Below are 24,921 nucleotides of genomic sequence, written 5' to 3' on the forward strand. Positions count from 1 at the left end.
TCCAACTCCACCTCCTCGATCTCCTCGATACCGACATCGGACAAACCCGCTGGCCACAGACCTGAAACGGTGACCCGCGAAGTCCGGGTCTAGGGGGCGCCCCCGTGTGCCGCCCGGCCCGCCAGGACCCGGCGGACCGGGGGGCGTACGCAGGCCCGTGCGCCCCGCGCGGTTGCCCATACGCCCCTGTTGCGTGACCACATGGGCGGGTGACGCGTTGGTCAAGTGAGATTGACCGAAGTGGGCCGCCGCCGCGCGGTCCGATCCCTTTCAACGCCGGTTCGAGAGGCTTGTTCATGGCCGACCACGCAACCCACGACGCCCAAGCGCGTGCCAGTCTGCACCTGTTGGTGCGGGACATCGAGCGGGTCCGGCGGCAGGTGGACGCGCTGCGTACCCTCACTGCGCAGCTGGGCAACGTCTACCGTCCGCGCCGCTCCGGCCCGTCCGCGGGCTTCGTCGTCTACGGCAGGGCGCCTGCGCCGACGGTCCGGCTCGCGCAGGAGCTGCGGGACAGTGTCGAGACACTGGTCACCGCGGCGGTGGACTTCGACCGCTCGCTCGGCTTCTCGTGGGACGCGGTGGGCTCCGCCCTCGGGGTCACCAAACAGGCGGTGCACCGCCGTTACGGCGCGCGCCGCGCCGCCCCGCAGCCGGCGACGGCGGAGCCCGCTCCCGAGGACCCGAACCACGCGGTGCCCGCGACACCGGGCTCCTCCCCCGCGCTGCCGGTCGTGCCCGCGGCCCGCTCCATGCCGCCGCAGCCGTCGGACCGTCCCGGCGCCTTCCCCGGGCCGCGCAACGGCTGACCGGAACGGCCGGCGGCAAACGCTGACGGGGCGGCCCCGGCGCTTCAGCCGATGTCCGGCGGATCGATCCTGATCCGTACGGGATCCGCGGTGGCCCTGGCCGTCCGTGCCGCCTGTGCCGCCTTCAGGGCGGCGGCCAGGGCCGCTCCCCGCCCCGGCGGGACCCTGACCAGCGCCCGCTCCCAGGTCTCGCCGGGCGGGGCTTCCCCCTGTCTGCGGGGCCTGCCGGGAGTGGCTCCCGGCACGGGGACGGGGCCCAGCACCTCCGCCTCGGGCGGCAGGTCCGCACCGGCGAGGTAGGCGGCCACCGCTTCGGGCGGGCCGGTCACCGAGGCCATCCGGGACACCGGCGGGAAACCGAGCTCGGCGCGTTCCGCGAGCTCTCGGCGGGCGTGGCCGACGGGGTCCCAGCGGACCAGAGCCTGCACGGGCCGCAGGGTCGGCTCGGCCACGATCACCACCGTGCCGCCCTCCGGCTGCCCACGCACCAGTGCTGCGGCGGCCGTCCAGCGCCGCAGCGCCTCCTCGCCCGCCCGCAGGTCGGGCCGGCCGACCATCGCCCATCCGTCCAGCAGGAGTGCCGCCGCGTAACCGCCTTCGGCGACCGGCTCGGCGCCGGGAGTGCTGACCACGAGGGCGGGCTGGTCGGGCACGGAGTCCAGCACGTGGTCCCGCCCCGACGTCCGCACCGGGACGGCGGGAAACGCGCGCCCCAGCTCCTCGGCGGTCCGGCGGGCTCCGACGATCTGTGCCCGCAGCCGGACGCCGCCGCAGGCGGCGCAGCTCCAGGCCGTCTCGGCCCGCCCGCACCAGGAACAGTTGAGATCCTGCTGGTCGGGCGCCTGCAGCGGCCCCGCGCAGTGCCGGCACCGGGCGGGTTCCCGGCAGCGCTCGCAGGCCAGCCTGGGCGCGTAGCCCCGGCGCGGTACCTGGACGAGGACGGGGCCGCTGCGCAGGCCGTCCCGTACGGTCTGCCAGGCCAGGCTGGGCAGCCGCGCCGAGCGGGCCGCGCCGTCCCGCGCGAGCTCCCCGTCGCCGACGGTACGCACGAGGGGGGCCGCGATCCGCAACTGGTCGCGGTCCGCGCGCAAGGGCAGGGCCCAGCCGCTCTCGACCAGCTGGGCGGCCTCCACCGTGCAGTTCGTCCCGCCCAGCAGGAAGGCGCAGCGGCCGTGTGCCGCACGCAGCTCCAGGACCTCCCTGACGTGCGGGAAGGGGGCGTTGTCGTCGCTGTGGCTGGAGTCGCCGTCGTCCCAGAGGGCCACCAGGCCCAGGTCGGCGACCGGGGCGAACATCGCGGCCCTGGTCCCGACGACCGCGCGCACGGATCCTCGCCGGACCGCCAGCCACTGCCGGTAGCGCTTCTCCGGTCCGGAGTCGGCGGTCAGCAGCGCGTGGCGCCCCTCCCCCAGCACCGCGGTGAGCGCCGCGTCGACACGCCCCGCGCTCCGCCCGTCCGGTACGACGACGAGCGCGCCCCGGCCCGAGGCCAGGGTCGCCGCCATGGCACGGGCGATCTCCTCCGGCCAGTGTGGTCCGGGCAGGGCGGTCCACACGGCCCGGGGGGCCCCGCCCTCGGCCAGTGCCCGCAGGAACCCGGGGCCCTGGGCGTACCGCTCCCAGGTCCCGGGTGAGGGGACGGCGGGCGGCGGCAGGGGGGCGGGCGACGGCTTGGACTCGGCGCGCCCGTTCCTCGGCGGCACGGCGAGCTGCAGCACGTCCGCGAGACTGCCGGCATAGCGGTCGGCGACGGCCCGCGAGAGCTCGAGCAGTTCCGGCCCGAGCACCGGCTCGGGCGAGACGACGTAGGCGAGGGCCGCCAGGGCTCCCTGGTAGTCCGACGAGGCCCGCCGCTCGATCAGGAAGCCGTCGATCAGCCCGCCGCCCTCGCGCCTCCCGCCGCGGACCTGGCGCCCGCCGGCCCCGAACCGCACCCTGACCCGGACGCCGGGCTGCGCCTCCTCGTCGAGCTCCTCGGGGACGGCGTAGTCGAAGTACTGGTCGAGGTGGAGCGCGCTCTTGTTCACCAGGACGCGGGCGACGGGGAGCTCCTCGGCGAGCGCGGCGCCCCGCCAGGTCCGCGGCTTGGCACGCGGCACCTTGGCCTGGCGCACCGTCTCCCGGATGAGCGCAAGCTGCTCCGGCACCCCGGACCCGGGCTCGTCGGACCGCTCGTCGTCGCTGCTCACAGCCACATTCCTACCAGACCCCACTGACACGCCCCGGGCCCTCCGGAACAGCCGTCCGCAGCGCCGCACGCGCCGGGGCCCGGACACCTCGTGCGGTGTCCGGGCCCCGGTGTGAAGGAGGAACCGACGCCCTAGAGGCCCGCCGCCTTGCGCAGCGCGTCCACGCGGTCGGTGCGCTCCCAGGTGAAGTCGGGGAGCTCTCGGCCGAAGTGCCCGTACGCCGCGGTCTGGGCGTAGATCGGGCGGAGCAGGTCGAGGTCGCGGATGATCGCGGCCGGGCGGAGGTCGAAGACCTCACCGATGGCGTGCTCGATCTTCTCCGTGTCCACCGCGGCGGTGCCGAAGGTCTCGACGAACAGACCCACCGGCTCGGCCTTGCCGATCGCGTAGGCGACCTGGACCTCGCAGCGGGCCGCGAGCCCGGCCGCGACGACGTTCTTGGCGACCCAGCGCATGGCGTACGCGGCCGAGCGGTCGACCTTGGACGGGTCCTTGCCGGAGAAGGCGCCGCCGCCGTGGCGGGCCATGCCGCCGTAGGTGTCGATGATGATCTTGCGACCGGTGAGGCCGGCGTCGCCCATCGGGCCGCCGATCTCGAAACGGCCGGTCGGGTTCACCAGCAGGCGGTAGCCGTCGGTGTCCAGCTTGATGCCGTCCTCGATGAGCTGCGCCAGGACGTGCTCCACGACGAATTCGCGGATGTCGGGCGCGAGCAGCGAGTCCAGGTCGATGTCGGAGGCGTGCTGCGAGGAGACGACGACCGTGTCGAGGCGGACGGCCTTGTCACCGTCGTACTCGATGGTGACCTGGGTCTTGCCGTCGGGGCGCAGGTACGGGATGGTCCCGTTCTTGCGGACCTCGGAGAGCCGACGCGAGAGCCGGTGCGCGAGGTGGATCGGCAGAGGCATCAGCTCGGGCGTCTCGTCGCAGGCGTAGCCGAACATCAGCCCCTGGTCGCCCGCGCCCTGCTTGTCGAGCTCGTCCTCATCGCCTTCGACACGCTTCTCGTACGCGGTGTCGACACCCTGGGCGATGTCCGGGGACTGCGCCCCGATGGACACCGAGACGCCGCAGGAGGCTCCGTCGAAGCCCTTCTTGGAGGAGTCGTAGCCGATCTCCAGGACCTTGTTGCGCACAAGGTTGGGGATGTCGGCGTAGGCCTTGGTCGTGACCTCACCCGCGACATGCACCAGACCAGTGGTGATCAAGGTCTCGACGGCGACGCGCGAGGAGGGGTCCTCACGCAGGAGCGCGTCGAGAATCGTGTCGCTGATCTGGTCAGCGATCTTGTCGGGGTGGCCCTCGGTTACGGACTCCGAGGTGAAGAGACGGCGGGACACATCGCTCCCTGGGGTTGCAGCGGCTGCTGGCTGATCATTGATGGAACTCCGGGAGCTGCGCCCGGCACATTCCGTCGACCAGTTTATCGGTCGTTTCCGTTGAGTGGGTTACGCGTCTCGCCCATTGGGAGGTCTGTGACCTGCCGCACTGTTGACGGCAGTACGACAATCCCTCCTCCGGGACGCGGGACATGGCCGGTCGTGGTTGGTTTCTTCCCGCCGGGGCGGCGCCTACGCAATCTAACCGAAACGCGCCACCACCAGGTCCCATACCGTGTCAGCAAGCGCTTCCTTGGGGCCGTACGGCACCGCGGTCTCACCACCGTCGGCCCCGAGCACCACCGCCTCGTTCTCCTCGGACCCGAACGTCTTGCGCTCCCCCACCTCGTTCACGACGAGAAGATCACACCCCTTGCGGCGGAGTTTCTCGCGGCCGTTGGCGAGGACGTCGTCGGTCTCGGCGGCGAAACCGACGACGAGCTGCCCCGGCCGGGCCCGGTGCGCGGCGACCTCGGCCAGGATGTCGGGGTTACGGACGAGCGTGACGGGAGCGGGTTCCTGCCCGTCCTTCTTCTTGATCTTCCCCGTCGCGTAGGCGGCGGGCCGGAAGTCGGCGACCGCCGCGGCCATCACCACCACATCGGCGTCGGCCGCCGCCTTCAGCACGGCCTCGCGCAGCTCCACGGCAGTCCCGGCACGCAGGACGTCGGCGCCCGCCGGGTCGGGCAGCCCCGTGTTGGCCTCGATCAGCGTCACCCGGGCGCCGCGCGCGACGGCGGTGCGGGCGAGGGCGTAGCCCTGCTTGCCCGAGGACCGGTTGCCCAGGTAGCGCACCGGGTCGAGCGGTTCACGGGTGCCGCCCGCGCTGATCACCACATGCCGGCCCGTGAGGTCGGGGGCGTCCGGACCGCGGGTCAGGACGCGTCGGCAGACCTCGAAGATCTCCCCCGGATCGGGCAGCCGGCCCTTGCCCGTGTCGACACCGGTGAGCCTGCCGACGGCGGGCTCGATGACGACGGCGCCGCGACGGCGCAGGGTGGCCACGTTCTCCTGGGTGGCGGGGTGCTCCCACATCTCGGTGTGCATCGCGGGCGCGAAGACGACCGGGCAGCGCGCGGTGAGCAAGGTGTTGGTGAGGAGGTCGTCGGCCAGCCCGTGGGCGGCCTTGGCGAGCATGTCGGCGGTGGCGGGGGCGACCACGACGAGATCGGCCCCCTGGCCGATCCGGACGTGCGGCACCTCGTGCACGCTCTCCCAGACCTCGGTCGACACGGGGTTTCCGGACAGGGCCGACCAGGTGGCCGCCCCGACGAAGTTCAGCGACGCGTCGGTCGGCACGACCCGTACGTCGTGGCCGGACTCGGTCAGCCTGCGCAGCAGTTCGCACGCCTTGTACGCGGCGATGCCGCCGCTGACCCCCAGGACGACCTTCGGCTTGTCCACTGCGTCTCCCCGCACTCGTCTCTCCGCGCACTCACGCGCGGCCTCATGACCTGGCCACACCATGCTGCCTCACCATCCCGGAAGCGCTCCGGCGGGCCCGGGGCGGGACACACCACAGGCCCGGCGGATACCGACCGCCGGGCCTGTGGTGAAGGTGCTTTTCCTGCGTACCGCCTGCTTACTGCGCGGGGCCCTCGATGGCCTCGGAGGTCAGCAGACCCGCGTTGATCTCGCGGAGCGCGATCGAGAGCGGCTTCTCGTGCACGTGCGTGTCGACGAGCGGACCGACGTACTCGAGGAGGCCTTCGCCGAGCTGCGAGTAGTACGCGTTGATCTGACGCGCGCGCTTGGCGGCGTAGATCACAAGGCTGTACTTCGAGTCGGTGGCCTCGAGGAGCTCATCAATCGGGGGGTTGATGATGCCCTCGGGCGTGGTGATGGAAGAGGACACTCTCTGCCTTCCGAAGGGGATAGAGACCAAAGAGATCTTTGATCATGCTGGTTCCGCAGTGGTGATGCTCTGCGTCCGCGGTGATGGTGAGGACCGGCGAGGTCAGTCGTCGGCACCGCGGAGGCCGGAAGCCTGCAGCATCAACGTTAGCAGCTCGCGCGCCACGTCCTCGACGGAGGTATTGACGAGCGTCGTGTCGAACTCGGCCTCGGCGGCCAGCTCGACCTTCGCCGCCGTGAGACGGCGCGCGATCACGTCGGGCGCCTCCGTCCCGCGGCCGGTGAGCCGGCGCACCAGCTCGTCCCAGCTTGGGGGCGCGAGGAAGACGAGCTGCGCCTCGGGCATCGACTGACGGACCAGCCGGGCACCCTGCAGGTCGATCTCCAGCAGCACCGGCTCGCCCGCCTCCAGGCGCTCGAGCACGGCCCGGCGGGGCGTGCCGTAGCGGTTGCCCGCGAATTCGGCCCACTCCAGCAGCTCGCCGTTGGCGACCAGCTTGTCGAACTCCTCGTCTTCGACGAAGAAGTAGTGGACACCGTCGCGCTCGCCGGGGCGGGGCTTGCGGGTCGTCGCGGACACCGAGAGCCATACCTCGGGGTGGACCTTGCGCATATGAGCGACGACCGTGCTCTTGCCGACCCCTGAGGGGCCGGAGAGCACGGTCAGCCGCGGACGTGCGTCCGGGGGTACGGGGGACGTCCCCCGGGATGTTGCAGCCATGGGGCGATTATCCAGGTTCTCAGGAGTGCCTGAGAACGTCAGGCGGCGCTGCCGCCGAACTCACGCTCCAGGGATGCGATCTGGTTGGAGCCAAGACCCCGGACCCGGCGACTCTCGGAAATGCCGAGCCTCTCCATGATCTGCTTGGCGCGGACCTTGCCCACGCCCGGCAGGGACTCAAGGAGGGCGGAGACCTTCATCTTACCGATGACGTCGTTCTCCCGGCCCTGCTTGATGACCTCATGGAGCGAGGCGCCGGAGTGCTTGAGTCGATTCTTGACCTCGGCCCGCTCCCGGCGAGCCGCGGCGGCCTTTTCGAGCGCGGCTGCGCGCTGTTCAGGGGTAAGGGGCGGAAGAGCCACGCCTACGTCACCTCGGATGTCGATCTGTCGGATACGGACCGGTGCGGAACCTGATGGCTCCACACCTGGTGAGCAACGAACAACCTGTGCTCGTTGGCTCTCGACGGAGACTAGCGGCCAAGGCCGCCTGAGTCAGCGAGAACAGACGAAAAGTCCTGGTCAGCCTCCGCCGACCGGGACATTTCGGTCATAACTACCAAGAATTTTGCTCAGGATTCCGTCAACAGGCTGTTACGTGGCATGGTCAGCTTTCTGAGACGGCCGTACGGACCTCGTCCGCGAACCGTCCGGCGGCTTCGCGCAGCCCTGACGCGTCCGGTCCGTGACGCAGCACACCCCGGCTCACGCTCGGCACCACGTTGCCCACCGCGGCACCGAAGACACGGGGCAGATCCGCGGGGGTGGCGCCCTGGGCGCCGATGCCGGGAGCGAGCAGCGGACCGTTGATCGACAGATCGGCACCGGCGTCCCCGAGCGTGGCACCGACCACGGCGCCGACGGACCCGAGGGGCGTCGCACCCGCGTTCTCGACCGCCATGTGGTCCAGCATCAGCTGGGCCAGCGAGCGCCCGTCCGCCACGGTGGCGCGCTGGACCTCGGCGCCCTCCGGGTTGGAGGTGAGCGCGAGCACGAAGACCCCCGAACCGGAGACCTCGGCCGCGTCGAGCGCCGGGCGCAGCGAGCCGAAGCCGAGGTACGGCGAGACGGTGACCGCGTCGGAGAACAGCGGCGAGTCCTTGTCGAGGTAGGTCGCCGCGTAGGCACCCATCGTGGAGCCGATGTCGCCGCGCTTCGCGTCCATGAGCACGAGGGCCCCCGCCGCGCGGGCCTCTTCGACGGCCTTCTCCAGTACGGCGACACCCCGCGATCCGAAGCGCTCGAAGAACGCGGACTGCGGTTTGAGCACGGCGACCCGGTCGGCCAGCGCCTCGACGACCGTACGTGTGAAGCGCTCGAGGCCCGCGATGTCGTCGTTCAGGCCCCAGGAGGTGAGCAGGGAGGCGTGCGGGTCGATGCCGACACAGAGGGGGCCGCGGGTGTCCATGGCGTGGCGCAGGCGCGCGCCGAAGGGTTCAGGGGTCACTGCATGACCTTCCGGGTCTCGGCGCCGACGGCTTCGGCGAGGGTGGCGTACGGAGACGCGGCCAGGCGGGCGGCCAGGCCCTTGTGGATCGCGCGGGCGTAGAACGGACCCTCGTAGATGAAGGCGCTGTAGCCCTGGACGAGCGTGGCACCGGCGAGGATGCGCTGCCAGGCGTCCTCGGCGTTCTCGATGCCCCCGACGCCCACCAGCGTGATCCGGGTCCCCACACGGGCGTACAGGCGGCTCAGGACCTCCAGGGAGCGCTCCTTGAGGGGTGCGCCGGAGAGTCCGCCGGTCTCCTCGGTCAGCGAGGCCGCGGACTTCAGGCCGAGGCTGTCGCGGGCGATGGTGGTGTTGGTGGCGATGATGCCGTCCAGGCCGAGCTCGACGACGAGGTCGGCGACCGCGTCGACGTCCTCGTCCGCGAGGTCCGGGGCGATCTTGACGAGCAGCGGGACCCGCCGGTCCGTGACGGTGCGGTCGGCGGCCTCGCGGACCGCGGTGAGCAGCGGGCGTAGTGCCTCGGTGGCCTGGAGGTTGCGCAGGCCGGGGGTGTTGGGCGAGGAGACGTTCACGACGAGGTAGTCGGCGTGGGCGGCGAGCCGCTCGGTGGACTTCACGTAGTCGCCCACGGCTTCGTCCTCGGCGACGACCTTGGTCTTGCCGATGTTGACGCCGACGGTCGTACGGAAGACCGGGGTGCGGGCGGCGAGGCGCTCGGCCACCGCCGCGGAACCCTCGTTGTTGAAGCCCATGCGGTTGATCAGCGCCCGGTCGGCGACGAGGCGGAACAGCCGCTTCTTCGGATTGCCGGGCTGCGGCTCGCCGGTGACCGTGCCGATCTCGATGTGGTCGAAGCCGAGCATCGACATGCCGTCGATCGCGACGGCGTTCTTGTCGAAGCCGGCGGCGAGCCCGAACGGGCCGTGCATCCGCAGGCCGAGCGCCTCGGTGCGCAGTTCCTCGAAGCGGGGCGCGAGCGCGGCGGCCACGAAGGTACGCAGCACGGGCGTACGGGCGGCGCGGCGGATCCAGCGGAAGGCCAGGTGGTGGGCCTGCTCGGGGTCCATCCGCTTGAAGACCAGCTGGAAGAAGAGTTTGTACATCACAGGTGTCCTCATGAAGAGGGGGACACCGTTTCCGGTGTCCCCCTTGCCGTCTTGCCTAGTCGCGGGCCGCGGTCAGATGTTCCGCGTGTTCCTGGAGGGAACGTACGCCGACGCCTCCGTGGTTGAGCGCGTCGATGCCCTGGACGGCGGCGGCGAGCGCCTGGACCGTGGTGAGGCACGGCACGGACCGGGCGACGGCCGCGGTGCGGATCTCGTAGCCGTCGAGCCGGCCGCCCGTTCCGTACGGGGTGTTGACGATGAGGTCGACCTCGCCGTCGTGGATCAGCTGGACGATGGTCTTCTCGCCGTTCGGGCCTGCGCCCTCGGACTGCTTGCGCACGACGGTGGCGTTGATGCCGTTCCGCTTGAGGACCTCGGCGGTGCCGGACGTGGCCATCAGCTCGAACCCGTGCGCGACGAGCTCGCGCGCCGGGAAGATCATCGAGCGCTTGTCGCGGTTGGCGACGGAGATGAAGGCGCGGCCCTTGGTGGGCAACGGGCCGTAGGCGCCGGCCTGCGACTTGGCGTAGGCCGTGCCGAACACCGAGTCGATGCCCATGACTTCACCGGTGGAGCGCATCTCCGGGCCGAGGACCGTGTCGACGCCGCGGCCGTGGATGTCGCGGAAGCGCGACCACGGCATGACGGCCTCCTTGACGGAGATCGGCGCGTCCAGCGGCAGGGTGCCGCCGTCGCCGTGCTTCGGCAGCAGGCCCTCCGCGCGCAGCTCCGCGACGGTCGCGCCCAGCGAGATGCGGGCGGCGGCCTTCGCGAGCGGGACCGCGGTCGCCTTCGAGGTGAAGGGGACGGTCCGCGAGGCGCGCGGGTTGGCTTCGAGGACGTAGAGGATGTCGCCGGAGAGCGCGAACTGGATGTTGATCAGTCCGCGTACGCCGACGCCCTTGGCGATGCCCTCGGTGGAGGCGCGCAGCCGCTTGATGTCGAACCCGCCGAGAGTGATCGGGGGCAACGCGCAGGCCGAGTCGCCGGAGTGGATGCCGGCCTCCTCGATGTGCTCCATGACGCCGCCGAGGTAGAGCTCGGTGCCGTCGTAGAGCGCGTCGACGTCGATCTCGATCGCGTCGTCGAGGAAGCGGTCGACCAGGACCGGCCGGGTGGGGCTGATCTCGGTGGACTCGGAGATGTACGAGGACAGCCGTGTCTCGTCGTAGACGATCTCCATGCCGCGGCCGCCGAGCACGTACGACGGGCGTACGAGGACGGGGTAGCCGATCTCGTCGGCGATGGCCTTGGCCTCGGCGAAGGTGGTGGCGGTGCCGTGCTTCGGGGCCGGCAGGCCGGCCTCGGCGAGCACCCGGCCGAAGGCGCCTCGGTCCTCGGCGGCGTGGATGGCCTCGGGGGACGTCCCCACGACCGGCACGCCGTTGTCCTTGAGCGCCTGTGCGAGGCCGAGCGGGGTCTGACCGCCGAGCTGGACGATGACACCGGCGATCGGGCCGGCCAGCGACTCGGCGTGCACGATCTCCAGGACGTCCTCGAGCGTGAGCGGCTCGAAGTACAGCCGGTCGGAGGTGTCGTAGTCCGTGGAGACGGTCTCCGGGTTGCAGTTGACCATCACGGTCTCGTAGCCGGCGTCGCTCAGTGCGAAGGAGGCGTGGACACAGGAGTAGTCGAACTCGATGCCCTGGCCGATGCGGTTCGGGCCGGAGCCGAGGATGATCACCGCGGGCTTGGTGCGGGACGCGACCTCGTTCTCCTCGTCGTAACTGGAGTAGAAGTACGGCGTCTTCGCGGCGAACTCGGCGGCGCAGGTGTCGACCGTCTTGTAGACCGGGCGGATGCCCAGGGCGTGCCGGACCTCGCGCACGACGTCCTCGCGCAGGCCGCGGATCTCGGCGATCTGGGCGTCGGAGAAGCCGTGCCGCTTGGCCTCGGCCAGCAGCTCGGGGACGAGCTTGTCGGCGGCGGTCAGCTCGTCGGCGATCTCCTTGATCAGGAAGAGCTGGTCGACGAACCAGGGGTCGATCTTCGTGGCGTCGAAGACCTCTTCCTGGGTGGCGCCGGCGCGGATCGCCTGCATCACGGTGTTGATGCGGCCGTCGGTGGGGCGGACCGCCTCGGCGAGCAGCTCGGCCTTGTCGCCGGTCTCGCCGGTGAAGGCGAACTGCGAGCCCTTCTTCTCCAGGGAGCGCAGGGCCTTCTGCAGGGCCTCGGTGAAGTTGCGGCCGATCGCCATGGCCTCGCCCACCGACTTCATGGTGGTGGTGAGGGTGGAGTCGGCGGACGGGAACTTCTCGAAGGCGAAGCGCGGGGCCTTGACGACGACGTAGTCGAGCGTCGGCTCGAAGGAGGCCGGCGTCTTCTCGGTGATGTCGTTGGGGATCTCGTCGAGCGTGTAGCCGACGGCCAGCTTGGCGGCGATCTTGGCGATCGGGAAGCCGGTGGCCTTCGAGGCGAGCGCCGAGGAGCGCGAGACGCGCGGGTTCATCTCGATCACGATGATCCGGCCGTCGGCCGGATCGATCGCGAACTGGATGTTGCAGCCGCCGGTGTCGACGCCGACCTCACGGATGATCGCGATGCCGATGTCACGCAGCCGCTGGTACTCGCGGTCGGTGAGCGTCATCGAGGGGGCCACGGTGATCGAGTCACCGGTGTGGACGCCCATCGGGTCGAAGTTCTCGATGGAGCAGACGACCACGACGTTGTCGTTCTTGTCGCGCATCAGCTCCAGCTCGTACTCCTTCCATCCGAGGATGGACTCCTCCAGGAGCACCTCGGTGGTCGGCGAGAGGGTGAGGCCCTGTCCGGCGATGCGGCGCAGCTCCTCCTCGTCGTGGGCGAAGCCGGAGCCGGCGCCGCCCATGGTGAAGGAGGGACGGACGACGACGGGGTAACCGCCGAGCGTGTCGACGCCGGCGATGACGTCGTCCATGGTGTGGCAGATGACGGAGCGGGCGGACTCGCCGTACCCGATCTTCGCCTTGACGGCTTCGACGACCCCCTTGAAGAGGTCGCGGTCCTCGCCCTTGTTGATGGCCTCGACGTTGGCGCCGATGAGCTCGACGCCGTACTTCTCCAGCACACCGTTGTCGTGCATGGAGATCGCGGTGTTGAGCGCGGTCTGGCCGCCCAGGGTCGGGAGCAGCGCGTCGGGGCGCTCCTTGGCGATGATCTTCTCGACGAACTCGGGGGTGATCGGCTCGACGTACGTGGCGTCGGCGATCTCCGGGTCGGTCATGATCGTCGCCGGGTTGGAGTTCACCAGGATGACGCGCAGGCCCTCGGCCTTGAGGACGCGGCAGGCCTGGGTGCCGGAGTAGTCGAACTCGGCGGCCTGGCCGATGACGATCGGACCGGAGCCGATGACCAGGACGGACTGGATATCGGAGCGCTTAGGCACGCTGGCCCTCCATCAGGGATACGAAGCGGTCGAAGAGGTACGCGGCGTCGTGCGGGCCCGCGGCTGCTTCGGGGTGGTACTGGACGCTGAAGGCCGGCTGGTCGAGCAGCTGGAGCCCTTCGACAACCTGGTCGTTCAGGCATACGTGGGAGACCTCGGCGCGGCCGAACTCCGTGTCGGAGACCTTGTCGAGCGGAGCGTCGACGGCGAAGCCGTGGTTGTGCGCGGTGACCTCGACCTTGCCGGTCGTACGGTCCTGCACGGGCTGGTTGATGCCCCGGTGGCCGTACTTCAGCTTGTAGGTGCCGAAGCCGAGCGAGCGGCCGAGGATCTGGTTGCCGAAGCAGATGCCGAAGAGCGGGGTCTTCCGCTCCAGGACGCCCTTCATGAGGGCGACGGGGTGGTCGGCGGTGGACGGGTCGCCGGGGCCGTTGGAGAAGAAGACTCCGTCGGGCTCCACCGCGTACACGTCGTCGAGCGTGGCCGTGGCGGGCAGGACGTGCACCTCGATGCCGCGCTCGGCCATGCGGTGCGGGGTCATGCCCTTGATGCCGAGGTCGATCGCGGCGACGGTGAACTTCTTGGTGCCGACGGCGGGGACGACGTACGCCTCCTTGGTGGCGACCTCGGCGGCGAGGTCGGCGCCGGTCATCTCGGGGGCCTGGCGCACCTTGGCGAGCAGCATTCCCTCGTCCTGGATGGCGTTCCCGGAGAAGATGCCGACGCGCATGGCGCCGCGCTCACGCAGGTGGCGGGTGAGCGCACGGGTGTCGATGCCGCTGATGCCGACGACTCCCTGGCTCGCGAGCTCTTCGTCCAGCGACCGGCGCGAGCGCCAGTTGGAGGGCACCCGGGCGGGGTCGCGCACGACGTAGCCGGAGACCCAGATCCGCTTCGACTCGGGGTCCTCGTCGTTCACGCCCGTGTTGCCGACGTGGGGGGCGGTCATCACGACGACCTGGCGGTGGTACGAGGGGTCGGTCAGCGTCTCCTGGTAGCCGGTCATACCGGTCGAGAACACCGCCTCGCCGAAGGTCTCCCCCACGGCCCCGTAGGCGCGGCCGCGGAAGGAGCGGCCGTCCTCCAGGACGAGTACGGCGGGAGCTTTTCCGGCTCCCCGGGTGGAGATCGTCATCGTGCGGTGCCTTCCGTCGTGCTGGTGAGGTGGTGGTCGGTGGTGCCGGCGAGTCGGCCGACGGCGTCGACCCAGGCCTGGTGCTCGGCCGCGTGGTCGGAGCGGAAGCCCGAGTCGATCAGCCGGTCGCCGTGCGCCCAGGTGATGACCAGGAGTCCGCCCTCGGGCAGGACCTTGCCGGCGAGCGCCTTGTCGAGCCTGGCCTCGCGCAGTGCGGCGGCCGGTACGAAGAAGTCGGCTGCCCCGGGGCGTACGACGTCGAGGCCCTGCTCCGTGAGGGTCAGCTCGACCCGGCTGCGGGTGCCGAGGCCGTGCGCGACGATCCGGTCGAGCCACTGCCCGGCGGTCGTCGAGGCGTGGTAGCGGCCGGACAGTGTGAGCAGCGTCTCGCCGTCCGCGAACCCTTCGGGGGTGGTCGCGAGCTCGGGCAGTCCGGACTGCAGGCTCCCCCGCCACTTCCATCCCTGGCGCATCAGCCAGTAGACGAAGGCGATGAAGACGATCAGTCCGAGGACCCAGCTGATGCGGGCGGACCAGTCCGTCACTTCGGCCGACTTCTGCTCGGCGGCCAGCTGGTAGAGGGGGTTGAGTGTTGTCACGCGAGCTTCCCGTCGACGACCGTGGCACGGCCCCGCAGGAAGGTGTGGGTCACTCGGCCGGGCAGCTCGCGACCCTCGTACGGAGTGTTGCGGCTGCGGGAGGCGAAGCCCGCGGGGTCCACTGCTCCACGGTATGCCGGATCGACCAGGGTGAGGTTGGCGGGCTCACCCGCCGAGACGGGCCGGCCGTGTCCGTCGAGCCTGCCGATGGACGCGGGGCGGAACGACATGCGGTCGGCGACGCCCGCCCAGTCGAGGAGGCCGGTGTCCACCATCGTCTGCTGGACCACGGAGAGCGCGGTCTCCAGGCCCACCATGCCCATGGCGGCGGCGGCCCACTCGCAGTCCTTGTCCTCGTGCGGGTGCGGCGCGTGGTCGGTGGCCACGCAGTCGATGGTCCCGTCGGCGAGGGCCTCGCGCAGAGCCATGACGTCGGCCTCGGTGCGCAGCGGCGGGTTCACCTTGTAGACCGGGTTGTAGGTCCGTACGAGCTCGTCGGTGAGCAGCAGGTGGTGCGGGGTGACCTCGGCGGTGACGTCCCAGCCCTTGGACTTGGCCCAGCGGACGATCTCCACGGAGCCGGCGGTCGAGAGGTGGCAGATGTGCACCCGGGAGCCGACGTGGGCTGCGAGGAGGACGTCGCGGGCGATGATCGACTCCTCGGCGACGGCGGGCCAGCCGCCGAGTCCCAGTTCGGCCGAGACGACGCCCTCGTTCATCTGGGCGCCCTCGGTGAGGCGGGGCTCCTGGGCGTGCTGGGCGACGACACCGTCGAAGGCCTTCACGTACTCCAGGGCGCGGCGCATGATCACGGCGTCGTCGACGCACTTGCCGTCGTCGGAGAAGACCTTCACTCCGGCGGCGGAGTCGTGCATGGCGCCGAGCTCGGCGAGCTGCTTGCCCTCCAGGCCGACGGTGACGGCGCCGACGGGCTGCACGTCGCAGTAGCCGGACTCCTTGCCGAGCCGCCAGACCTGCTCGACGACACCGGCGGTGTCGGCGACGGGGAAGGTGTTGGCCATGGCGTGGACGGCGGTGAAGCCGCCGACCGCCGCCGCCTTGGTGCCGGTGAGGACGGTCTCGGAGTCCTCACGGCCGGGCTCGCGCAGGTGGGTGTGCAGGTCGACGAGGCCGGGCAGCAGGATCTGGCCCGCCGCCTCGATCACGGTGGCGTCGCCGGCCTCGATGCCGGTGCCGGTCCCGACGATGGTCTCGCCGTCGATGAGGACGTCCTGCGGCTCGCCGCCGAGGATCTTCGCACCGCGGATCAGGATCTTGCTCATGGTTACTTGTTCTCCTCGGTACGGGCGGAGGCGGAGGGCAGAGCGGTCTCGGAACCGCCGAGCAGCAGGTACAGGACGGCCATGCGGGTGGAGACGCCGTTGGCGACCTGTTCGACAGCGGTGCAGCGGTCGGAGTCCGCGACCTCGGCCGTGATCTCCATGCCGCGGACCATCGGGCCGGGGTGCATCACGATGGCGTGTTCCGGCATCTTCGCCATGCGTTCACCGTCCAGGCCGTAGCGGCGGGAGTACTCCCGCTCGGTCGGGAAGTAGGCGGCGTTCATCCGTTCGCGCTGTACACGGAGCATCATGACGGCATCCGACTTCGGCAGCACGTCGTCGAGGCGGTAGCTGACGTCGCAGGGCCACTGCTCGACGCCGACGGGCACGAGGGTGGGCGGGGCCACCAGGGTGACGTGCGCACCGAGCGTGTGCAGCAGGTGGACGTTGGAGCGGGCCACACGGCTGTGCAGGATGTCGCCGACGATCGTGATCCGGCGGCCGTCGAGGTCGCGGCCGATGCCCGTGTCGGGTCCGACCAGCCTGCGGCGCATCGTGAAGGCGTCCAGCAGGGCCTGGGTGGGGTGCTCGTGGGTGCCGTCACCGGCGTTGACGACCGCGCTGTCGATCCAGCCGGACGTCGCGAGCCGGTACGGGGCGCCGGAGGCACCGTGCCGGATGACGACGGCGTCGGCGCCCATGGCCTCCAGGGTCAGGGCGGTGTCCTTGAGCGACTCCCCCTTGGAGACGGACGAGCCCTTCGCGGAGAAGTTGATGACGTCGGCGGAGAGGCGCTTGGCGGCGGCCTCGAACGAGATCCGGGTCCGGGTCGAGTCCTCGAAGAAAAGGTTCACGACCGTTCGTCCACGCAGAGTGGGGAGCTTCTTGATCGGCCGGTCCGCGACCCTGGCCATCTCCTCGGCGGTGTCGAGGATCAGGACGGCGTCGTCGCGGGTGAGGTCTGCGGCCGAGATGAGGTGGCGGTGAGTCCGGGGGGTGTCCCCGGGAGGGCGCAGCATCTGGGAGTCTCCGTGAAGGGTGGAGGGATCAGGCAGGCGGGCGTGCGGAGGCAGCCGTGCGGCCGGTGGGGCGCACGGGACGGGACTCGGCTACTGCTCGCCTGCCGGGACGGTCTGCTTGACGCCGAGCAGCACGGCGTCGCGGCCGTCCTCCTCGGCGAGCTGGACCTTGACCGTCTCCCGCAGCGACGTGGGGAGGTTCTTGCCGACGTAGTCGGCACGGATCGGGAGTTCTCGGTGGCCGCGGTCGACGAGGACCGCGAGCTGTACGGCACGGGGCCGGCCGATGTCGCCGAGCGCGTCGAGTGCGGCGCGGATGGTGCGGCCGGAGAAGAGCACGTCGTCGACCAGCACGACGAGGCGGCCTTCGATGCCCTCACCGGGGATCTCGGTGCGTGCGAGGGCACGCGCGGGGCGCATCCTCAGATCGTCGCGGTACATGGTGATGTCGAGTGACCCGACCGGCGTCTTCCGGCCGGTGATCTCTTCGAGCTTTCCGGCGAGCCGGTCGGCGAGGAAGACCCCTCGCGTCGGGATGCCGAGCAGCACCACGTCGTCGGCGCCTTTGGCGCGTTCGACGATCTCGTGGGCGATTCGGGTCAGCACCCGGGCGATGTCGGGAGCCTCGAGAACGGGGCGTGCCGCATTGCCGGTGTGGTCATGCTGTGCGTCCATAAGAAACGGACCTCCTTCTCCGCCTCACTGGACGGATGTTAAAGGACGTCGAAATTGCGTCATCCACGTTACCAGGGCTTGCGCGAGGCCTTGGCGCCACCCCCGGGAGGAGGCAGTCCGGACCTTTCGGCTTGACGCAGCCAAGTAACGCTGCGTAACATCACAGTGAGTTACCAGCCGCGCGGCCCAGCCGCAGAATGTTCCAGCGTCCGGGGAGCCTTATGTCCAGCGAATACGCAAAGCAGCTCGGGGCCAAGCTCCGCGCCATCCGCACCCAGCAGGGCCTCTCCCTCCACGGCGTGGAGGAGAAGTCGCAGGGCCGCTGGAAGGCCGTCGTGGTCGGTTCCTACGAGCGCGGCGACCGCGCCGTGACCGTACAGCGCCTTGCCGAGCTGGCCGACTTCTACGGCGTTCCGGTGCAGGAGCTCCTGCCCGGCACGACCCCCGGCGGTGCCGCCGAGCCGCCGCCGAAGCTGGTCCTCGACCTGGAGCGCCTCGCCCACGTGCCGCCGGAGAAGGCCGGGCCGCTCCAGCGTTACGCCGCGACGATCCAGAGCCAGCGCGGCGACTACAACGGCAAGGTCCTCTCCATCCGCCAGGACGACCTGCGCACCCTGGCCGTGATCTACGACCAGTCGCCGTCCGTGCTCACGGAGCAGCTGATCAGCTGGGGCGTGCTGGACGCCGACGCGCGCCGCGCGGTGGCCCACGACGAGGGCTGACCCGCCCCGCCACACACGTACCGCCGGGCCGGCGGGGTCCTGGAGACCCCGCCGGCCCGGCGTTTTCGTGTCCCGGCGCCGGCCACGGCCACCGGCCGGTACGCCGAAGAGCCCACGGTCGCAGGTGACCGTGGGCTCTTCGTTCGGCTCGAAACCGCCGGAGGCTACTGCTCCCGGCGGAGATTCGGCTTGAGGTCCTTGAAACGGGCCAGCAGGCCGTTCACGAAGGCCGGGGAGTCGTCCGTGGAGAACTCCTTGGCGAGCTGGACCGCCTCGTCGATCACCACGGCGTCCGGGGTGGAGTCCATCCAGATCAGCTCGTACGCGCCGAGCCGCAGAATGCTCCGGTCGACGACCGGCATGCGGTCGATCTCCCAGTCCACGGCGTAGGTGACGATGAGGTCGTCGATCCGGTCCGCGTACTGCGCGTATCCCTCTACCAGCTCCATCGTGAACTCACCGACCGGCGGCTGACGGTCGTCGGTCCGCGAGAGCCGTACCCAGTCCGCGAGGACCGTCTGCACGGACTCACCGCGCTGGTCGGCCTCGAAGAGGATCTGGAAGGCGCGCTTGCGGGCCTTGTTCCGGGCAGCCACGGTTAGCTGTTCACCCGGCCGAGGTAGTCGCCCGTACGGGTGTCGACCTTGATCTTCTCGCCGCTCGTGATGAAGAGCGGGACACCGATCTCGTAACCGGTCTCCAGGGTGGCGGGCTTGGACCCACCGGTGGAGCGGTCGCCCTGGACGCCAGGGTCGGTGTGCTGGATGGTCAGCTCGACCGCGGCGGGCAGCTCGACGTAGAGCACCTCGCCCTCGTGCTGCGCGACGGAGGCGGTGAAGCCCTCGATCAGGAAGTTGGCGGCGTCGCCGACGGCCTTGCGGTCGACCATGAGCTGGTCGTACGTGTTCATGTCCATGAAGACGAAGTACTCGCCGTCCATGTACGAGAACTGCATGTCGCGGCGGTCAATGGTGGCCGTTTCGACCTTCACGCCGGCGTTGAACGTCTTGTCGACGACCTTGCCGGAGAGCACGTTCTTGAGCTTGGTGCGCACGAATGCGGGGCCCTTGCCGGGCTTGACGTGCTGGAACTCGACGACGGACCAGAGCTGGCCTCCGTCGAGCTTGAGCACCAGGCCGTTCTTGAGGTCGTTCGTGGAAGCCACGGTTGCGGAATCTCCTGGACTGAAGCTGGTGGACGGCCAAGGATGCGCGCCGGAGTCTCCGCGAGGAGTTCCCTAGAGCGCGAGCAGCTCCTTGGTCGTAATGGTGAGTAGCTCGGGTCCGCCGTCCGCCTCGGGGCGCACGACGAGCGTGTCATCGATCCGGACACCGCCCCGGCCCGGGAGGTGGACCCCCGGTTCGACGGTGACCGGCACACAAGCGTCCAGTTTACCCATGGCTGTCGGTGCCAGCTGCGGGTCCTCGTCGATTTCGAGTCCGATCCCGTGCCCGGTGCTGGGCTGAAGGCCGTCCGAGTGACCCGCCGAGTCCAGGAGATGACGGGCCGCGTGGTCCACGTCACGGTAGGCCGCTCCAGGGACGAGGGCCTCCCGTCCGGCCCGCTGAGCGGCGAAAACAAGGTCGTAGAGCTCGATCTGCCAGTCTGCGGGGCTGGTCCCGATGACGAACGTCCGGCCGATCTCGCAGCGGTACCCGCGGTAGTTCGCGCCCAGGCAGACGGAAAGGAAATCCCCTTCCTCGACCCTGCGGTCGGTGGGCCGGTGACGGCCCAGCCCCGAGTGGGGGCCCGTCCCCACGGAGGTGGCGAAGGCCGGGCCGTCGGCGCCGTGGTCCACCAGACGGCGTTCGAGCTCCAGGGCCAGATGCCGTTCGGTGCGCCCCACCAGGATGGATTCGAGCAGCTCGCCGAGCGCCTGGTCGGTGATCTCCGCGGCGATCCGCAGACAGGCGATCTCCTCCTCGTCCTTCACCAGGCGCAGTTGCTCCACCGTGCTGCCGAGGTCGCGCAGGTGCAGGCGGGGGGCGGCCGAACTCATGGCACGGTGGCGGGAGACGGTCAGATCGTGTTCCTCGACCGCGAGGGACTCGGCGTGCAGGCCGCCGGCGAGGCCGGCTGCCGCGACCACCGGGTCGCCGTCGGCTTCGGCAAGGACGGTCAGCCGCAGATGCTCGTCGGGGCGCCCGTGGGCGGGGGCCCCGGTCGGTGCGCGGGGGGACAGCAGGACGTCCTCGCCGGGGCCGAGCAGCAGCACGGCGCCGGGCGGGGCTCCGCCCGCGAGATAACGGACGTTGGCGGGACGGGAGACCAGGGCGGCCGCGGATCCGGCGGCGGCGTACCGGTCACGCAGCAGCCCGCGTCGGACGGCGTACACCTCTGACATGTTTCCGAGCCTACGAGTGCCGGTGGAGCCCCGCCCGGTCAGCGCACCCGACCGTGGACCGCGCGGTCGTCACCAGGCCGGCGGGCTGGCTATGGAGCGGGCCAGGACGTCGTCGAGGACCCGCGCGGTCGTCTCCACGTCGTAGGTGGAGTTGTCGATGATCGGCAGACCGGAGCCGTACCAGCCGGCCATGCGGCCGTGGATCCGGGCGACTTCCTCGTCGGAGAGCCTGCGGTTCCCGCTGCGGGCCGCGTTGCGCTCCAGGACGACCTCCAGGCCGGGCAGGAGGACCACGGGGAGCAGCCCGGGGCCCACATGGCGCTTCCAGCCGCCGAGACCGACGACGGGGCGGTCAGGGAAGACGGCGTCGTCGAGGATGCAGGAGATGCCGTTGGCCAGGAAATTACGGGCGGCGAAGCCGCAGGTGCGCCGGGCCAGGCGGTACTGCGCCTCGGAGTGGTCGTTCCATCCGGCCTGCGGGTCGGCGAAGCCGGAGCAGACCCATTCGCGGACGTCGTCCAGGGACACGTGTGCGGTGGGGACCCTGCGGCGGGCCGCCCAGAGCTTGGCGACCGTGGTCTTGCCGGCCCCGGCGGGCCCGATCAGGAGTACGGCCAGGGTCGCGGCGCCGGTGCCCGCCTCCGCGGGGGGCGCGGGCAGCGGGACGGGTCCGCCGGGCGGCAGCTGGATGTGCCCGGTGGTCTCCCGGGAGGACGGGACCGGGGCGTGCTGGGGCGCGGGCGGCTGTTGCTGGGGCCCGGGGGCCATGGGAGGCGGGGGCGGCCCGGCCGGGCCGGGGTGGCCTGAGTGCTGGGCCTGGTGCGTCCACGGTCCGTTTCCGGGACCCTGGGGCGGCGGCAGCGGAGCCCCCACTGCGTGCTGCATCCGGCCACTCCGTCTCGTACAGGCAACTGGCGCTGGTCGACGGCAACCGTACCTCCCCCGGCCGCCACCCTGTGAACGGGCGGGGAAGGTACGAAGTGCCCGGTGTCAGTCCGTCAGTTCGTCGGCCAGGGCGCGCAGGGCGAGCCGGTAGGAGCCGATCCCGAAGCCTGCCACGGTGCCGGTGGCCACCGGCGCGACCACCGAGGTGTGGCGGAATTCCTCCCGTGCGTACGGATTCGAGATGTGCACCTCGATCAGCGGGGCGGTGCGCTGGGCTGCCGCGTCGCGCATTCCGTACGAATAGTGCGTGAAGGCACCCGGGTTGAGAACGACCGGAATCGAACCGTCCGCCGCCTCGTGGAGCCAGCGGATCAGCTGGCCCTCGTCGTTGGTCTCCCGGACGTCGACCTCGAAGCCGAGTTCCTTGCCGAGGGCCTGGCAGGTGTCGACGAGACCGGCGTAGGACGTCGCCCCGTAGACGTCGGGCTCGCGGGAGCCGAGACGTCCGAGGTTGGGGCCGTTCAGCACGAGGACCCGGCGGGTCGTCATGCGGAGACCTCCCCGTAGGCAGCGAGCAGGACGGCCGGGTCGGGGCCCTCCAGCACGGTGGGCTTGCCGATGCCGTCCAGGACGATGAAGCGCAGCAGGTCACCCCGGGACTTCTTGTCGACCTTCATGTTCTCCAGGAGCTTGGGCCACTGGTCACCGCGGTAGGTGAGCGGCAGCCCGACGGACTCCAGAACGGCGCGGTGCCGGTCGGCGGTGGCGTCGTCGAGGCGTCCGGCGAGCCGGCCCAGTTCGGCGGCGAACACCATGCCGACCGAGACGGCCGCACCGTGGCGCCACTTGTAGCGCTCGTTCTTCTCGATGGCGTGGGCCAGCGTGTGGCCGTAGTTGAGGATCTCCCGCAGGCCGGACTCCTTGAGGTCGCTGGACACGACCTCGGCCTTGACCCGGATGGAGCGCTCGATCAGCTCGGCGGTATGCGGTCCGGTGGGCGTACGGGCGCCCTGGGGGTCGGCCTCGACGAGGTCGAGGATCACCGGGTCGGCGATGAAGCCGGCCTTGATGATCTCGGCCATGCCGGAGACGTAGTCGTTCACCGGCAGCGAGTCCAGCGCGGCAAGGTCGCAGAGGACCCCGGCCGGCGGGTGGAAGGCGCCCACGAGGTTCTTTCCCTCGGCGGTGTTGATGCCCGTCTTGCCGCCGACCGCCGCGTCGACCATGGCGAGCACGGTCGTCGGCACGGCGATCCAGCGCACCCCGCGCAGCCAGGACGCGGCGACGAAGCCGGCGACATCGGTGGTGGCGCCGCCGCCGACGCCGACGATGACATCGGTGCGGGTGAAACCGGTCTGGCCGAGCGCCTTCCAGCAGTAGGCGGCGACCTCGACGGTCTTCGCCTCCTCCGCGTTCGGCAGCTGGATCGCGATGGCCTCGTAGCCCTGGGAGGCGAGGTCCTCACGGACCGCCTCACCGGTCTCGGCGAGCGCCTCCGGGTGCAGGACGGCGACCCGCTTGGCACGGTCACCGATGAGGTTCGGCAGCTCGCCGAGGAGCTGGCGTCCGACGAGCACCTCGTACGGGTCGGTGCCTGCCGTGCCGGCGATCTGGATGCGCGTGGTGCCCTGCTCGGTCATACGTGTCTTCTCCTGGCCGGACGGTACGGACTCGGCCGTACGCTCCGGCAGTTCCAGTGCCTCGATGATCGCCTGGGCGACCTCTTCGGGGGTACGTGCGTCGGTGGCGACGGTGGCGGTGGCCACCTCTTCGTAGAGAGGGCGCCGGGCGTCCATGAGCTCGCGCCACTGCCGTCGCGGGTTGACCGCGAGCAGCGGGCGGGCCGTGTTCAGCCCGACCCTCCGGACCGCCTCGTCGACGTCCATGGAGAGATAGACGACCGGACGGCCGGCGAGCAGGGCGCGGGTCTCCGCGTCGAGCACCGCGCCGCCGCCGAGGGCGAGGACACCTGTGTGCCCCTCGACCGCGTCCCGCACCGCCTGCCGCTCCAGAGCGCGGAAGCGCTCCTCCCCCTCGTCGAAGAAGATCTCGGGGATCGCCTTGCCGGCCGTGGCCACGACGTCCGCGTCGGTGTCGCGGTAGGTGCTGCCCAGGCGGTCGGCGAGCAGTTCGCCCACGGTGGACTTGCCCACCCCCATCGGGCCGACCAGCACGATCAGCGGGCCGCTCACCGGATCTGGAGGTGGGAGAGGTACGACTGCACGTTGCGGTGGGTCTCAGCGACGCTGTCGCCGCCGAACTTCTCCGCCACCGCGTCGGCCAGCACCAGGGCGACCATCGCCTCGGCGACGATCCCGGCGGCCGGAACGGCGCACACGTCGGAGCGCTGGTGGTGTGCCTTGGCCGCCTCACCGGTGACGACGTCGATCGTGGCGAGCGCACGGGGCACCGTGGCGATGGGCTTCATCGCGGCGCGGACCCGCAGCAGCTCACCGGTGGTCAGCCCGCCCTCGGTGCCGCCGGAGCGGCCGGAGGTGCGCCTGATCCCGTCCTCGGTGGCCACGATCTCGTCGTGCGCCTGGGAGCCCGGCACGCGGGCGAGGTCGAAGCCGTCGCCGACCTCGACGCCCTTGATGGCCTGGATGCCCATCAGCGCGGCGGCGAGCCGGGCGTCGAGCCTGCGGTCCCAGTGGACGTGCGAGCCGAGCCCGACGGGGACGCCGTACGCGAGTACCTCGACGACTCCACCGAGGGTGTCGCCGTCCTTGTGAGCCTGGTCGATCTCGGCGACCATCGCCTTCGACGCGTCGGCGTCCAGGCAGCGCACGGGGTCGGCGTCGAGCCGCTCGACGTCGGAGGGCTTGGGGTGGACGCCGTAGGGCGCCTTCGCCGCGGCCAGCTCGACGACGTGGGAGACGATCTCGATGCCCGCGGTCTCCTTGAGGTACGAGCGGGCGACGGCTCCGAGAGCGACACGGGCCGCGGTCTCCCGGGCGCTGGCGCGCTCGAGGATCGGCCGGGCCTCGTCGAAGCCGTACTTCTGCATACCGGCGAGGTCGGCGTGACCGGGCCGGGGGCGGGTCAGCGGGGCGTTACGGGCCTGGGCGGCCAGGACGTCGGGGTCGACCGGGTCGGCCGACATGACCTGCTCCCACTTGGGCCACTCGGTGTTGCCCACCATGACGGCGACGGGCGAGCCCATCGTCAGGCCGTGCCGGACACCGCCGAGGAAGGTGACCTCGTCCCTCTCGAACTTCATCCGGGCGCCGCGCCCGTAACCGAGCCGTCGCCTGGCGAGCGCGTCCGCCACCATCTCCGTGGTGACGGGGATGCCGGCGGGAAGACCCTCCAGCGTCGCCACCAGTGCGGGGCCGTGCGACTCTCCGGCGGTCAGCCAGCGCAACCTGCTCAACGGTGCTCCTCATGC

General features: G+C 70.9%; 23 protein-coding genes. 2 read left to right on the top strand and 21 right to left on the bottom strand.

Features of this window, described 5'->3' with window-relative positions; translation table 11 throughout:
- Positions 1-296 precede the first annotated feature (296 nt).
- Entirely contained in the window at positions 297-809 is a 513-nt protein-coding gene (locus ACFYQ5_RS21265) for a hypothetical protein (RefSeq protein ID WP_389199457.1), read from the top strand.
- Positions 810-853: 44 nt separating this feature from the next.
- On the opposite strand, the gene ACFYQ5_RS21270 is transcribed toward ACFYQ5_RS21265, so the two are convergent.
- The 14 genes from ACFYQ5_RS21270 to pyrR all read right to left on the bottom strand — a co-directional run bounded on the left by ACFYQ5_RS21270 (position 854) and on the right by pyrR (position 17,582).
- On the bottom strand, positions 854-2,998 hold the full coding sequence (locus tag ACFYQ5_RS21270; protein ID WP_389199459.1) for a primosomal protein N': 2,145 nt from the start codon (positions 2,996-2,998) through the stop codon (positions 854-856).
- A gap of 131 nt (positions 2,999-3,129) precedes the next feature.
- Positions 3,130-4,338, bottom strand: coding sequence for a methionine adenosyltransferase (metK, locus tag ACFYQ5_RS21275; protein ID WP_389199461.1), 1,209 nt, complete (start codon positions 4,336-4,338; stop codon positions 3,130-3,132).
- Positions 4,339-4,578: 240 nt separating this feature from the next.
- Positions 4,579-5,781: a bifunctional phosphopantothenoylcysteine decarboxylase/phosphopantothenate--cysteine ligase CoaBC gene (coaBC, locus tag ACFYQ5_RS21280; RefSeq protein ID WP_389199462.1), complete on the bottom strand. Its 1,203-nt coding sequence runs from the start codon at positions 5,779-5,781 to the stop codon at positions 4,579-4,581.
- Between the two features lie 178 nt (positions 5,782-5,959).
- The gene (gene rpoZ, locus ACFYQ5_RS21285) at positions 5,960-6,232 is read right to left on the bottom strand and encodes a DNA-directed RNA polymerase subunit omega (RefSeq protein WP_003970369.1); all 273 of its coding nucleotides are present in this window, start codon (positions 6,230-6,232) and stop codon (positions 5,960-5,962) included.
- Between the two features lie 102 nt (positions 6,233-6,334).
- Positions 6,335-6,952 carry a guanylate kinase gene (gmk, locus tag ACFYQ5_RS21290; protein WP_389199464.1) on the bottom strand — a complete coding sequence of 206 codons (618 nt, stop codon included), beginning with the start codon at positions 6,950-6,952 and terminating at the stop codon, positions 6,335-6,337.
- A gap of 38 nt (positions 6,953-6,990) precedes the next feature.
- Complete coding sequence (locus ACFYQ5_RS21295; protein WP_266702292.1) at positions 6,991-7,314, bottom strand: integration host factor; 324 nt, start codon at positions 7,312-7,314, stop codon at positions 6,991-6,993.
- A 244-nt stretch (positions 7,315-7,558) separates the two neighbouring features.
- Positions 7,559-8,398, bottom strand: a complete 840-nt coding sequence (pyrF, locus tag ACFYQ5_RS21300; protein WP_389199466.1) for an orotidine-5'-phosphate decarboxylase — start codon at positions 8,396-8,398, stop codon at positions 7,559-7,561.
- Complete coding sequence (locus ACFYQ5_RS21305; RefSeq protein ID WP_389199468.1) at positions 8,395-9,504, bottom strand: quinone-dependent dihydroorotate dehydrogenase; 1,110 nt, start codon at positions 9,502-9,504, stop codon at positions 8,395-8,397. The genes pyrF and ACFYQ5_RS21305 overlap by 4 nt, the downstream gene beginning before the upstream one ends.
- A gap of 58 nt (positions 9,505-9,562) precedes the next feature.
- A complete protein-coding gene (gene carB / locus ACFYQ5_RS21310; protein ID WP_389199470.1) occupies positions 9,563-12,871 on the bottom strand; it encodes a carbamoyl-phosphate synthase large subunit in 3,309 nt (1,102 codons plus the stop codon).
- Complete coding sequence (gene carA, locus ACFYQ5_RS21315; RefSeq protein WP_389199471.1) at positions 12,864-14,006, bottom strand: glutamine-hydrolyzing carbamoyl-phosphate synthase small subunit; 1,143 nt, start codon at positions 14,004-14,006, stop codon at positions 12,864-12,866. Before carA ends, carB begins: the two co-directional genes overlap by 8 nt.
- Positions 14,003-14,605 carry a hypothetical protein gene (locus tag ACFYQ5_RS21320; protein WP_389199472.1) on the bottom strand — a complete coding sequence of 201 codons (603 nt, stop codon included), beginning with the start codon at positions 14,603-14,605 and terminating at the stop codon, positions 14,003-14,005. Before ACFYQ5_RS21320 ends, carA begins: the two co-directional genes overlap by 4 nt.
- Positions 14,602-15,888: a dihydroorotase gene (locus ACFYQ5_RS21325; protein ID WP_389199474.1), complete on the bottom strand. Its 1,287-nt coding sequence runs from the start codon at positions 15,886-15,888 to the stop codon at positions 14,602-14,604. The genes ACFYQ5_RS21320 and ACFYQ5_RS21325 overlap by 4 nt, the downstream gene beginning before the upstream one ends.
- A 2-nt stretch (positions 15,889-15,890) precedes the next feature.
- The gene (locus ACFYQ5_RS21330) at positions 15,891-16,907 is read right to left on the bottom strand and encodes an aspartate carbamoyltransferase catalytic subunit (RefSeq protein ID WP_389199476.1); all 1,017 of its coding nucleotides are present in this window, start codon (positions 16,905-16,907) and stop codon (positions 15,891-15,893) included.
- A gap of 90 nt (positions 16,908-16,997) precedes the next feature.
- Positions 16,998-17,582 (bottom strand): bifunctional pyr operon transcriptional regulator/uracil phosphoribosyltransferase PyrR, encoded by a 585-nt coding sequence (pyrR, locus tag ACFYQ5_RS21335; protein WP_389199478.1) that lies wholly within the window; start codon positions 17,580-17,582, stop codon positions 16,998-17,000.
- Between the two features lie 221 nt (positions 17,583-17,803).
- Here pyrR and bldD point away from each other — a divergent pair, with 221 nt between their 5' ends.
- Positions 17,804-18,304: a transcriptional regulator BldD gene (gene bldD / locus ACFYQ5_RS21340; protein WP_014157378.1), complete on the top strand. Its 501-nt coding sequence runs from the start codon at positions 17,804-17,806 to the stop codon at positions 18,302-18,304.
- Positions 18,305-18,468: 164 nt separating this feature from the next.
- On the opposite strand, the gene nusB is transcribed toward bldD, so the two are convergent.
- The 7 genes from nusB to aroC form a co-directional block, all read right to left on the bottom strand.
- A complete protein-coding gene (gene nusB / locus ACFYQ5_RS21345; protein ID WP_031097763.1) occupies positions 18,469-18,900 on the bottom strand; it encodes a transcription antitermination factor NusB in 432 nt (143 codons plus the stop codon).
- 2 nt (positions 18,901-18,902) lie between these two features.
- Entirely contained in the window at positions 18,903-19,469 is a 567-nt protein-coding gene (gene efp / locus ACFYQ5_RS21350) for an elongation factor P (protein WP_389199479.1), read from the bottom strand.
- Between the two features lie 72 nt (positions 19,470-19,541).
- Positions 19,542-20,648, bottom strand: coding sequence for a M24 family metallopeptidase (locus tag ACFYQ5_RS21355; RefSeq protein ID WP_389199480.1), 1,107 nt, complete (start codon positions 20,646-20,648; stop codon positions 19,542-19,544).
- 69 nt (positions 20,649-20,717) lie between these two features.
- Positions 20,718-21,533 carry a Pro-rich N-terminal domain-containing protein gene (locus ACFYQ5_RS21360; RefSeq protein WP_389199481.1) on the bottom strand — a complete coding sequence of 272 codons (816 nt, stop codon included), beginning with the start codon at positions 21,531-21,533 and terminating at the stop codon, positions 20,718-20,720.
- Between the two features lie 105 nt (positions 21,534-21,638).
- Entirely contained in the window at positions 21,639-22,082 is a 444-nt protein-coding gene (gene aroQ, locus ACFYQ5_RS21365) for a type II 3-dehydroquinate dehydratase (protein ID WP_389199482.1), read from the bottom strand.
- Positions 22,079-23,725: a 3-dehydroquinate synthase gene (aroB, locus tag ACFYQ5_RS21370; protein WP_389199483.1), complete on the bottom strand. Its 1,647-nt coding sequence runs from the start codon at positions 23,723-23,725 to the stop codon at positions 22,079-22,081. Before aroB ends, aroQ begins: the two co-directional genes overlap by 4 nt.
- Positions 23,722-24,906: a chorismate synthase gene (gene aroC / locus ACFYQ5_RS21375; protein WP_389199484.1), complete on the bottom strand. Its 1,185-nt coding sequence runs from the start codon at positions 24,904-24,906 to the stop codon at positions 23,722-23,724. Before aroC ends, aroB begins: the two co-directional genes overlap by 4 nt.
- Positions 24,907-24,921: the final 15 nt, after the last annotated feature.

This window comes from Streptomyces sp. NPDC005794 (assembly GCF_042871445.1).
Classification (GTDB): domain Bacteria; phylum Actinomycetota; class Actinomycetes; order Streptomycetales; family Streptomycetaceae; genus Streptomyces.

Bases quoted from the DNA above. Each gene is read 5' to 3' on its own strand.
- ACFYQ5_RS21265 (WP_389199457.1), top strand. From the start codon at position 297: ATGGCCGACCACGCAACCCACGACGCCCAAGCGCGTGCCAGTCTGCAC.
- gmk (WP_389199464.1), bottom strand. From the start codon at position 6,952: ATGGCTGCAACATCCCGGGGGACGTCCCCCGTACCCCCGGACGCACGT.
- ACFYQ5_RS21305 (WP_389199468.1), bottom strand. From the start codon at position 9,504: ATGTACAAACTCTTCTTCCAGCTGGTCTTCAAGCGGATGGACCCCGAG.
- carA (WP_389199471.1), bottom strand. From the start codon at position 14,006: ATGACGATCTCCACCCGGGGAGCCGGAAAAGCTCCCGCCGTACTCGTC.
- ACFYQ5_RS21325 (WP_389199474.1), bottom strand. From the start codon at position 15,888: ATGAGCAAGATCCTGATCCGCGGTGCGAAGATCCTCGGCGGCGAGCCG.
- ACFYQ5_RS21330 (WP_389199476.1), bottom strand. From the start codon at position 16,907: ATGCTGCGCCCTCCCGGGGACACCCCCCGGACTCACCGCCACCTCATC.
- pyrR (WP_389199478.1), bottom strand. From the start codon at position 17,582: ATGGACGCACAGCATGACCACACCGGCAATGCGGCACGCCCCGTTCTC.
- bldD (WP_014157378.1), top strand. From the start codon at position 17,804: ATGTCCAGCGAATACGCAAAGCAGCTCGGGGCCAAGCTCCGCGCCATC.
- ACFYQ5_RS21355 (WP_389199480.1), bottom strand. From the start codon at position 20,648: ATGTCAGAGGTGTACGCCGTCCGACGCGGGCTGCTGCGTGACCGGTAC.
- ACFYQ5_RS21360 (WP_389199481.1), bottom strand. From the start codon at position 21,533: ATGCAGCACGCAGTGGGGGCTCCGCTGCCGCCGCCCCAGGGTCCCGGA.
- aroQ (WP_389199482.1), bottom strand. From the start codon at position 22,082: ATGACGACCCGCCGGGTCCTCGTGCTGAACGGCCCCAACCTCGGACGT.